Origin of the sequence: Methylocystis borbori (assembly GCF_036576025.1) — a bacterium.
GTDB classification, from domain to species: domain Bacteria; phylum Pseudomonadota; class Alphaproteobacteria; order Rhizobiales; family Beijerinckiaceae; genus Methylocystis; species Methylocystis borbori.
In genome coordinates, this window is sequence record NZ_JAZHYN010000037.1 from 20,594 (window position 1) to 31,285 (window position 10,692).

11 protein-coding genes are annotated in these 10,692 nt (G+C 61.0%); 2 read left to right on the forward strand and 9 right to left on the reverse strand.

The features are described from left to right. Window positions 1–24 precede the first annotated feature (24 nt). The 6 genes from V3H18_RS12230 to V3H18_RS12255 form a co-directional block, all read right to left on the reverse strand. Entirely contained in the window at window positions 25–954 is a 930-nt protein-coding gene (locus V3H18_RS12230) for a glycosyltransferase (protein ID WP_332082350.1), read from the reverse strand. A 176-nt stretch (window positions 955–1,130) separates the two neighbouring features. Continuing rightward, on the reverse strand, window positions 1,131–2,192 hold the full coding sequence (locus tag V3H18_RS12235; protein WP_332082351.1) for a glycosyltransferase family 2 protein: 1,062 nt from the start codon (window positions 2,190–2,192) through the stop codon (window positions 1,131–1,133). A 114-nt stretch (window positions 2,193–2,306) separates the two neighbouring features. Then, the gene (locus V3H18_RS12240; protein ID WP_332082352.1) at window positions 2,307–3,671 is read right to left on the reverse strand and encodes a glycosyltransferase family 4 protein; all 1,365 of its coding nucleotides are present in this window, start codon (window positions 3,669–3,671) and stop codon (window positions 2,307–2,309) included. Window positions 3,672–3,887: 216 nt separating this feature from the next. Further along, window positions 3,888–4,805 (reverse strand): HlyD family secretion protein, encoded by a 918-nt coding sequence (locus V3H18_RS12245; protein ID WP_332082359.1) that lies wholly within the window; start codon window positions 4,803–4,805, stop codon window positions 3,888–3,890. A 2-nt stretch (window positions 4,806–4,807) separates the two neighbouring features. Then, on the reverse strand, window positions 4,808–5,014 hold the full coding sequence (locus V3H18_RS12250; protein WP_332082353.1) for a DUF1656 domain-containing protein: 207 nt from the start codon (window positions 5,012–5,014) through the stop codon (window positions 4,808–4,810). Continuing rightward, on the reverse strand, window positions 5,011–7,020 hold the full coding sequence (locus V3H18_RS12255; RefSeq protein ID WP_332082354.1) for an FUSC family protein: 2,010 nt from the start codon (window positions 7,018–7,020) through the stop codon (window positions 5,011–5,013). The genes V3H18_RS12250 and V3H18_RS12255 overlap by 4 nt, the downstream gene beginning before the upstream one ends. A 114-nt stretch (window positions 7,021–7,134) precedes the next feature. Between V3H18_RS12255 and V3H18_RS12260 the strand changes: the two genes are divergently transcribed. Beyond that, window positions 7,135–7,779, forward strand: coding sequence for a TetR/AcrR family transcriptional regulator (locus V3H18_RS12260; RefSeq protein ID WP_332082355.1), 645 nt, complete (start codon window positions 7,135–7,137; stop codon window positions 7,777–7,779). A 45-nt stretch (window positions 7,780–7,824) separates the two neighbouring features. Here V3H18_RS12260 and V3H18_RS12265 read toward each other — a convergent pair whose 3' ends face one another. From V3H18_RS12265 to V3H18_RS12275, 3 genes are all read right to left on the reverse strand, one after another. Further along, complete coding sequence (locus V3H18_RS12265) at window positions 7,825–9,213, reverse strand: sensor histidine kinase (RefSeq protein WP_332082356.1); 1,389 nt, start codon at window positions 9,211–9,213, stop codon at window positions 7,825–7,827. After that, window positions 9,210–9,887 (reverse strand): response regulator transcription factor, encoded by a 678-nt coding sequence (locus V3H18_RS12270; RefSeq protein WP_332082357.1) that lies wholly within the window; start codon window positions 9,885–9,887, stop codon window positions 9,210–9,212. Before V3H18_RS12270 ends, V3H18_RS12265 begins: the two co-directional genes overlap by 4 nt. A gap of 158 nt (window positions 9,888–10,045) precedes the next feature. After that, the gene (locus V3H18_RS12275) at window positions 10,046–10,270 is read right to left on the reverse strand and encodes a hypothetical protein (RefSeq protein ID WP_332082358.1); all 225 of its coding nucleotides are present in this window, start codon (window positions 10,268–10,270) and stop codon (window positions 10,046–10,048) included. On the opposite strand from V3H18_RS12275, the gene V3H18_RS16670 reads away from it, so the two are divergent. After that, window positions 10,166–10,462: a hypothetical protein gene (locus tag V3H18_RS16670; RefSeq protein WP_408631781.1), complete on the forward strand. Its 297-nt coding sequence runs from the start codon at window positions 10,166–10,168 to the stop codon at window positions 10,460–10,462. The two genes, V3H18_RS12275 and V3H18_RS16670, sit on opposite strands and share 105 nt — an antisense overlap. Window positions 10,463–10,692 lie beyond the last annotated feature (230 nt).

Here is a 10,692-nt window from a genome sequence, read left to right on the forward strand (position 1 = left end):
ATAAAAAACTAAGCTAAGATTCATCTATTGGCGGCCAGTCAATATTTGCCATCGCCCCGTCGACCGAAGCCAATCCCAGGCAAATCCCTCATAATTTCGTTGGCGCAACAGCCTTTTGGCGAGAATATTATCCAATATAGTATTATTTTTCCAAGGGTGTTCGCTTTTCAATAGTTTCGATATTGCTGTCTTCGTGAGCCGTCCGCCATGCAGAACATCCTTCACAACGGCTTCGAACGCGGTGTGCGTCTCATCGTTATTTGCTGAATAATAGTGCAATATCTTCGCATTTTTCGCAGCAGATGGATAGACCTTGAATTGAGCGTTATAACTATTGTCCAATACGAATAATTCTGGCTGCGCCGCCCGCAATGAGGCATTGAGCGCAGGCTGATCGCGGTACCTGTTTAGCTTCTCAAAGGACGCGCGCCAAAGCTTGTGCCATTCTTCTCCAAAGGCGAATGCTTTTTCGGTGTCGTTATAAAATATCACGCCGCCATTTATGTAGATTTCCGGATGGACGTCCCACCCCATCGTTTCAAAGGCTTTCCGATCCTCCACCCATATCTGCTCTTCATAAAGGCGAGCCGAATGATTGGCGGCCCCGGCAATGTCGGCCTCGATCGCAAATATTTCCGAGATATCGGCTTTCACGAGCGTATCGCTATCGAGAAAGAGGAACTTTCCCTCGATGATGGAACGCAGCTTTGTCTTTACCCAGCGATTGCGAAAGCTGCTTTCGCCGGGGGGCGTCTCGATTCTTATGAGTTCGTCGATCTCTGTGAGGAGCGGATCCGAGCCTGATTGCAGGGCGTGATAGGTCTGCGGATCGCTCGCCACAACAATTTTCACGTCGGGATTGCTCATCCTCAGCGCCGCGGCCGAGACGCGCGTCAACACGGAGTAGAAATCTTGGCTCTCCGACGTCACCGCATAGACTACTTTTTGCGACATTTAGATCGCCCCCAAGGAAACCCGCAGCCTATGCTTGCAAAAAAGCGGTCGCCGCCCCCCCCCCCAAGAATGACTATGCTGAAAGGGGACGCTCGCCCTCTCTCTCGGCCAGCCGGACCGTCTCCATGAGGCATCTAGCCCATTATCGTCCCATCCATAAACCCAAAATGCCGCTTTCATGTCCCGCCGACTCTCGCCGCCTCTTCCCGCGATTGAAGTTGGCTCCTGAACTTACGTTCGTGGCGTGCGCATAGCTCCGGCTGTTGGCGCCTGAAGCGGCTCGGCGACATTGTGGCGTAAGCGAATTTCGCCCTGAGATTGGCGAAGGTAAGATCGCAATAGGCGGTGCGCATGAGACGATCCATCATCGAGCGGCTTTCGCCCGCCGGATTGACCGAGCACATGAATTTGCCAAGCAGCATGGCCAAAGGATGGAACTCGGCGCGAATGACGCGGCGAACATGAAAGGCCTCGACGCTGTCATGTCCAAAGAAATGATCGGCTATCTTGTGAAAGCCTTCGATTGCGATGCGATATCGATTAACCATCCCGCCGCCCGCAAATGAATCATTGTCGGGGCGCCGATCGAGCAGCGCGCCTGAGAGACATTTGACGCTGAGCCCGCCGCGCATCAATTCGAACAGACGCGCGGCATGCGCCCAGCAACCGCCGACAAACTCTTCGTTAAGCGGAATGCTGTTCCACTTTTCACGACGAACGATCAATCCGCCGATGAAGCTGAAAAACGCCTCCGTGTTCGCCGCGCGGCGGAAATAATCCTGTCTCGCCCGTTCGTCGGAGAGTTCGAACACGGCGCCATCCAGCGCATCAACGGTCGGCCATTCGATCCATCTCTCCAGGTCGGCGATATATTCCATATGCTTGCACAGATACAAATCCGCGCCGCTCTGGATTTCATTCAGCATGCGGCGGATCGCGTCCGGACGCATGATGTCGTCACCGCTAAAGAGCCAGCAATAATCTCTCGTCGCGGGCTCCACCGATCTCGCCATATCGCGGTCGATGCCCCCTTTCTGGGGCAGACGGACATAGTTGATATTCGCGTGCTTCTTGCGATAGCCCTCGACGATCTCCGCCGTATTGTCGGTCGACGCGCCGTCGAGAATGACAATTTCGATCTCGTTCGCCCCGTCCTGGCTTAGGATGGAATCGAGCGTTTCGGAAATGAATTTCGCAAAATTATAAATTGGAATGCAGACGGACAGGCTGGCGACCATAGTCGAATGATCCTTTAATGAACATGTAATGTTTGGCCCCCGCTCGCCGGGAATTTATGCGAGGGCGACTGCGGTGGCAATGCGGATTCGCGCTTTCGACTTTCTCAATCTCGATCACGCCTCGAGCGCGGCCTTTAATTCGACGGCGTTGATCTGATAAGCGTTTTCTCGCGCCATCGCCGCGAGTTTCGCCGCCGATTCCGCCCATGAGACGACGGCAGGCGGCGCAGCACCTTTGCTCGAAGCCAGCGCCTCTTGAATGCGGGCGGCGAGCGATTGAGAATCGAGCAGATTGAAATAGACCGCGCTCTCGCCGCTCACCTCGCGAAAGACCGGCAAGTCGCTCGCGATGACGCGAACGCCATGCTGCGCGGCCTCGACAAGCGGCATGCCAAACCCTTCGGCGAAAGAAGGAAAGATCAAAGCCCGCGCGCGCGGATAGAGATGCGCGAGATCGGCGTCGCTTGCGTTATCGAGCCAGAAGAGCCTTCGTCCAAACTCGGGATGCTGGCGGATGCGGCGTTGCAGCGCGCGGGTGTTCCATCCCGGCCGGCCGACAATGACATAACGCGCATCGCGCCCCTGCGCCCAGAGACTATCGAAGGCGTCGAGGGCGACGGAATAGGCTTTGCGCGGCTCGAGCGTGCCGACGCTCATAAAGAAAGGCGTCGGCGCCGATGAGATCCGCTGTGCGACGGAAGAAGCCGAAGACTGCGGCGGCGCGCGGAAATCGGCGCCGAGCGGCCACCAGCCGACGCGCATGTTGGCGGGCGGCGCGAGACCCTGCTCGCGCAGATAGGCGACGAAATCCCGCGCGACGCTTTGCGAGATGCAGACGATGGCGTCGCATCGCAGCAGCACGTCCTTGAGCCAGGGAATAAAAGGCGCGCTATTTTTCGCGGCCGTGGCGGCCGGGTAACGCAATGGGATAAGATCGTAGAGGCAGCCGATCGTCTCGCCGCCGGCCTCGCGAATGGCCGCGAGCAGCGGCGGGTATTCCCCAACGAAGCCCCAACCGGAATCGAGCAGAAGGAGCTTATCGCCAGCCCGCAATTCAATCTCATCGGGCAAAGCAGGGTGTTTGAAATGCGAATAAAGGCGCCCTTCCTCCATATAGACCGGCAGTCCGGCGCCGCTTTCGACGCAGGCGCGCGCGATTTCGCGCACGACGCGCTGCACGCCCGAATGGCCGCCGAAGCGATGCGTCGCGCTCATGTCGATAAGCAATCTGTTCTGCGTCGCGGGAGCGGGAATGTCGCCGTCGAGCGTCGTGCGCAAGGCCTGCGCCTTCGCGGCGTCGGGCTTGCGCCAGCGTCCGTCGTGCAGCCGGCCGAAGCCGAGGAAGCGCGAGAGAGTCCAGTAAAATTCGAGCGCCTTGGCGTAAAGAAAGCGCGTGCGCGGATCGACGTCATACTGCTCGATTTCACTGAGTTCGCGACGCAGCTCTTCGAGCAGATAAGCTTCGATTTTTTCCTTCATTCCGCTCGCCCCGCCGCGGTCCTTCCCATGTTTTCCGCCAAATTGTTCTTACGCTTTGCCCCGTTGGTAGGGCAGCTTGGAGCCGATGACAAGACTTTCGCCCTCTCCATGGCGCCTCGCGCTCCAAACATCCGATTTTCGTCGCGCCCATGACGGATCGGACGGGCCAAATCTGTCTTCCAAAAATAATTGAATCGCCGCGCGGCTCCCTTACGGCTACAGCAGGGAGAACAGCGAGAAGACCGGTTTGCCATCCTTGACGGGATTGATGACCACTGTCGCGGTCCGGCCGGCGACGAGGCGAATATTATCCGGCGTGCGATCGAGGGCGATGCGCACCGGAACGCGCTGTGCGAGCCGCACCCAATTGAATGTTGGATTCACATTCGCAAGAAGGCTCGCGCCAGGGCTGCGCTCGCGATCCTCGATTCCGCTCGCTATGCTTTCGACGTGGCCATGAAGATCGGCGGTTTCGCCCATGAGGTGCACGGCGACCTCGTCGCCGACGCGTATCATCGGCAATTTCGTCTCTTCGAAATAGCCTTCGACGCGCAGGCTGTCTTCGTCGATCAGCGCGGCGACGCCCTTCCCCGCCATGACATAGGCGCCGGGCCGCAAGTCGAAATTGGTCATCGGGCCATTCACGGAGGCGCGCACCTCCGAGCGTTCGAGATTGAGGCGGGCGAGGTCGCGATCGGCGAGCGCCTGCTCAAGAGCGGCGCCGGCTTGCGCCTGAGTCGAGGCGAAAGCGTCGACCTGCTGCTTGGAAACTGCATTATTGCTCTTGGCGTCGAGCGCGCGGTAGCGCGCCAGGTCTTTCGTCGCGACGTCAAGCGCGGCGGCGCGGCCCGCGACGATCGCTTCCGCCTGGCGCAGCGCCAGGACGAAGCGCTCGCGATCGATGCGAAAGAGCACGTCGCCCTTATGGACGAATTGATTGTCCTTGACCAACACGTCGCTCACAAGGCCGGAAACGTCGGGCGCCACGGCGACGACGTCGGCGCGCACGCGTCCGTCGCGCGTCCAGGGCTCCTCCTCATAGTGAACCCAGAGCCTCCAGCCGACGAAAGCGGCCGCGAGCGCGAGCGCGGATGTCGTCAAGAGCCGGGTCATGGCAAGAAACTTGGCTCTCATCGTCATAAGACCCTCGATAGGACATGCAGCGACGCGCCGAGCAGGCAAAGGAAGGCGAAGAAATTGAACAGTTCCGGCCGCCAGACGAAGCGATAGGCGCCAAGCTGGCCAAGCGCTTGCTTCAAAAGGCCGGTAAGCGCGTAAGCGATCAGCGCGCACAGGAGAAGCGACGGCGTGAAAACGCCGAAGATGCTGGTTTCAGCGTTCATGCGTTCGCTCCGCGGCAAGTGAATTGCGGCGGCGGCTCCTCGGGGAAGAGCGAGCTGCGCAGGCCGACGAGCGCGGGCAGCGCCGCCTTGTCTTCTCCTTTCGACGCGGCGAGCCGTCGTAAAGCGCGATCGATTGCGGCGAGCGCGTCGGGCGATGGCGGCGCGCCGCGCTGATGATCGCGCTGAAGCCGCACAAGCAACGCGTCAATCGCTCGCCTTGAGAACGGCGCCATGGCTTCGCGTCCGCGCCGCGCATCGAGAAGATTGAAGCCGGCGCGCAATTGCCGCATGGCGTCCGGCAGCGTCTCATTGGCGGCATGGGCGATCGGCGCGAGCAACGCCAGACGGTCGAACATCTGTCCCATGGCGCGGGCTTCGTCCCTGCCGCTTCTTGCATTGGCGACTTGAGCAAGCGTCAGCCTGTTGGCGCGAAGGAAGCGCGCCGCTCGCGCCTGAGCGCCGGCGGCGCGGACCACGGCCGTCGTCGCCGCCGAAAGCCCCATGCCCGCGACCATCGCCAGGCCTGAATTGAGAAAGCCCTCGAAATTTGAGGAATAGGCCTCCTGCAACGCCATGGCGGTGGGCGTCAGAATCCCGAGCGGCAAGCCGATCATGACCGTCGCAGGCTCGGCGATCAGCAGGCCGACGCCAAGAAAAGCGGGCGCGAGGGCGAGCGTCAGCGTCTCGAAGGCATGGACCTTCGGCAGGACGCCAAAGACATAAACGCCGGCGAGGCAGACGGCGACGAAACTCCATCTGGCGAATTTCGAGATCGATGGCGTCGGATCGTCCTGCGCGGCGAAGAGGCTTCCCGAGATCGCCGCCATCATCGCCGCATCCGCGCCCTGGCGCCATTCGAAGGCGATCCATAGCAGGCAGCAAACAGCGATCGCCGCCGCAAGCGCGAAGCCGGCGAGCGCCGCCGCCTCGCGATCGTCATGCCGGGCGGGTTTTATGCGGCGCTCGATTGGATAGGCCAGCGCTTTCGGGAGCCGCCGCTCGCTATTCGTGATCGCCGCGACGAGCGCCTGACAATCCGCGAAAAGATCGAGAAGATCTCGCAATCGCAACAAGAGATGGCGTTCGGTCAATTCTCGCCATGACGCGCCGACGAGCGGCGCGCCCATGAGCTGCTCGATCTCCTCTCGCAGCGTCGCGAGCCCTTCGCGCGACATCGCCTCATCCGAATCGAGCGTCGCCTTGAAGCGCATCGCCAGTTCGGCGGTCCGCGGAGAAGGCGAGCCGGCAAGCGCGAGCTCGCGGCGACGATCATTGATCGCTGCGATCAATGGCAAGATCATCAGCATGCGCGGCAGCAGGCGCTGGACCAAAGACATGACGCGCCGCCCGCCTGCTCCCTCAAAAGGGAGATGTCCCGCGAGATTTTCCAGCTGCGCCGTATTCGCGAGAAGCCGCAGCCAATGCCGTTCGCTCAAGGCTTTTTCCGCGCCCCCGAGCGCATCCCGGCAGCCGGTCTTGGCGTCGCTCAGCCATGCGTTGACGCGCTCGGCCACAACTTCGCTGACGGCGCGCGGGAAAAGCAGGCTCGACACAAGCGCCGCGCTGACGATGCCGACGAGGATTTCCTCAGTTCGCGACAGCGCGACGTCAAAGATCGTCCCCGGCGCGTCGACGGTCGGAAAACCCACGATCGCCGCCGTATATCCCGCGAGCATGAAGGCGTAGCCGCGCGGCGTCCGATCGAGCAGCGACAGATAGAGGCAAAGCCCGGACCACGCCGCGATTGCGAGGACAAGCAGCAGCGGCGCATTGACGAGGTTGGGAACCATGGCGACGGCGGCCGCCGCGCCGACAAATGTTCCAATGGCGCGATATGTCGCCTTGGAGCGCGTCGCGCCGGCAAGCGGCTGGGAAGCGATATAAACGGTCGCCAAGGCCCAATATGGCCGGGGCAGATCGAGCCAAAAGCTGACCAGGAGAGCCACGATGGCGGCGACAAAGGTTTTGACGGAGAACAACCAGTGTTGAGGATCGCGAAAGAGCATTGGAGCGGCGCCGGGGAAGCGGAACGAACCGCCTTGCCGGCGTCGTCCATGCGGTATAAATGACTACTAGGTCATTTTTGTCAAGGGCGAAGGGAGGCGAAACTTATGGAGGACATGCGGCGATCGACGTCGGCGCAGACGGAAAAAGCAAAAGCGCGAGGCAGAGGACCGAGCCTTGAAAAGACCGCGCGAACGCGCGATGCGATCATCGCCGCCGCGCTGCAGGAGTTCCTGGAAAAGGGCTTCGCCGATACGACAATGGAAGCGGTGGCGAGAAGAGCCGACATCGCCAAGGGGACGCCCTATCGCTACTTCCCGACAAAGGACGCGCTCTTCGAGGGCGTCGTGCGCCAGAGGGTGGCGGGCGCGCTTGTCGAGGTGAACGCGGCCAATAGGGCGCCGGGCGAAACGGTCTTAGCCTTTTTGCGGCGAACCATGGTTCCCGCCATGCACGACGTCGAGCGTAAAGGCCGCGCCGCCATCGCGCGGCTCGTTCTCACCGAGGGCGCGCGCTTCCCCGTGCTTGTCGACATCTATCGCCGGGAGATGTTCGATCCCCTCCTCGTCGAATTACGCGCTCTTTTGCAAGCCGCGCGGGACGAAGGCGAATTGAAGAGCGGCGTTCTCGTCGAGCATCCAGACCTGCTGATCGCGCCGATCTGGTACGGGATCGTTCATAACGAACTGCTCCATCGGCGGCGCAAGGTCGACATTGGCGAACTGTTCGAGGTCAATCTCGACCTCTTGTTCCGTCGCTGAACAACTTTTCTTGAGTTGGCGACCAAGCGCGGCGGCCGGAAAGCGCTAGCCCGGCTCGGCCGTCGCAAACGCCAGTTTGAACGTCGCGCCGCCGCGGGGCGTTTCCTCGATCCAGATACGACCGTGAAGCTTCTCCATCAACTCCTTCGCGATGGCGAGGCCCAGCCCCGTTCCGGGCGTGGCGTCGCTCTTGCGCCAGAACGGCTCGAAGATCGTCTGACGATGAGCTTCTTCGACGCCTTCGCCATGATCTTCCACCTCGACGACGCCATCCGCCGTTACGCGAATAACGACCATCCCTCCCGCCGGCTCGGCGCGCACGGCGTTTTCAAGGAGGTTGGTCACGACGCTCTCCACCGCCCATTTGTACCCTTTTGCGACGACGGGATGTGGCGGCGGCTCGAAGGAGATGCGCCGGCCGTTGCTGAGCGCGATCGGCGTATAATCGGCCGTTACCGCAAGCGCCGTTTCTCCAAGGTCCAGTTCCGGCATAGGCGCGGCCGTCCCGCGTTCTTCGACCTGAGCCAGCACGAGAAGCTGTTCGAGTATGGTTTGAATCCGTTGCGCGTCGCGTTTGAGCTCCTGCTTGATGAGCGCCTCGTCGAGCTTTTCGAGGCGCGTCCGCAGAATCGCAACCGGCGTGCGCAGCTCATGCGCCGAATTGGCGATGAATCGGCGCTGACGCGCGACGCCCTCATTAACGCGCGCCAGGGCCGCATTCACCGCGTCGACGAAAGGAACGATTTCGGAGGGCAGGCCCGCGGTCGAGACTCGCCGATCGAGGGAGTCGAGATCGATTTCCGCAATCGTCGCGGCGCTCGCGCGCAAAGGCTTCAGATTCTTGCGCACGACGACAAACGCGACGAGCGAAAGCGTCGCGCATAACGGGATATAGGCGATAATATTGGCCGTCGTGGGATAGTAGTACAGCCAGAACAGAAGATCGTCCCAATGGAACTGCGCGCCATAGACAATGGTGCCGAATCGACCGGCCGGCGTTCGAACCATCCGCACGGAGCCTCGGGAGTCGACATTCGGATCTCCCGGGATATGGAACGTCGCTCCCAGTATCTCAAGGCGCGACAATGCGCCATTGAAATCGTCGACGAGTTCTCGGGAGGACCCCTCCAGGACAGCGCCCGACGTCGCATCGAAGGCCGCATATCGGAACCCAGGATTGCGCGCCTTATAGTTGCGCAGATCGTCCGTCATCTCGATATAGGCGGCGCCGTCGGGCGTCCGACGCAGGGCGTGTGCGAGAAGAGTTCGCGCGCGTTTCACCGTATGGCCTTCGAGGCGAACATAGCCGACGTCGTCTATTCCAAGCGACGCCAGAGGCAGCAGCACCGTCGCTGGAATCGTGAAGAAAGCCAGCATCGAAAAGAAGACCCAATAGACCACCAGTCGAGAGGATAGCGATTGAAGCGCTCTCAACTGCGGGACCTCTCTATGAGGTAGCCGATGCCGCGCAATGTATGGATTTCGACGCCGGCGCCGCATTCCTTCAACCTTTGGCGGAGGCGGGACACGGACATCTTGAGCGCATCAAGCTGGACGCTGTCATTGAGGCCGTAAATTTCAGAAATCAGCGTGCTGTGCTTGACGGCGCGGCCGGCGCGGCGGACGAGAGCTTCAAGCAGCAGCAATTCGCGCTTGCAGACGACAAAGGGCTGGCCGCGGACGAAGGCTTCGCGCTGGTTGAGATCGAAGGACAGATCGCCAAGCAGGACGGGCGGCAGGCAGGCGCCGTCCGGACGGCGCAAGACGGCTCTGATCCGCGCGAGAAGCTCGTCAACGTCAAAAGGCTTGGTGAGATAATCATCGGCGCCGGCGTCGAGCCCGCTGATCCTTTCATCGATCGAGCGCAGCGCCGTCACCAACATCACCCGCACGCCCGGTTTCGTTGAGCGGACCGTCTGCAAGATCGACACGCCGTCTCCGTCGGGCAGCCTTCGATCCAGCAACATCATCGGATATTCGTATTGTTTCAGCGCCTCCATGGCGTCCGCAAGCGTGCCGACGCTATCGGCGACATAGCCCGACTGCGTGAGTCTCTCCGCAAGGAGCGACGCCATCTCGGGTTGGTCTTCGACAATCAATATGCGCATTAATCCGCAGTCCGCATCCGCCTCCCGCGTCGGCGGACGAAGCGGCCGCGACCTCGGGTTGAATATTCATGTCGCTTTCCAATCCGTGTTGTTTCTGTGCAACACGCTCTTGATATTTGTCGTCTTCGGCCTTGCCTCTTTATTACGTTACGCTGTCGTTACGCGTATTTTGTTAAAGGACTAATCCTCGCTTTGACGTCGAGGACAAGACTTTGCGGCATATCACCCGACTTTTCGCGCTCTTGCTCTTCTTGGAGAGCCTCGCCGTCGGCGTGGCTCTGCAGGCTGCGCACGCAAAAAGCGGCGCTGAAACTGCGGTCTTCCTGGGCGCCGGCGAATGCGGGCCAGACGCCGGCGACAAAACGCCCGCCCGTCGCGCCCACGTTCTCTGCTGCATTTTATGTTCGGCGAATGATTCTGACAAATTTGCTGTAGCTCTTTTAACGGCGCGCACGGAATTTCAAACGCCAAAGACCTCGATCGCCGCCGTTGTCAGCGTCGAGGGGGAGCCACGCCAAAGACGATCGTTCTGGGTTGGCTCCTCGTCTTCGCGCGGCCCGCCTCGCTTCTCCTGACCAATCGAACGCAGCCTTGCCGCTGCAACAGCCATTGGTTTGCGCGCGAGAACGGCGCGCCTGGAGATTCTCGAAATGCAGCCCTCTCGCAACACGCTTCGGCGCGGCGTCTCCGCTTGCGCTTTCATTCTCGCCACGTCCGCCGCTTCTTCCGTCGTCGCGCAGCAAGCCCTTCCGGTCATCGACATCGGCGCCGGATCGCGGCGCGCGGCGCCCGGCCCCGCGACGAC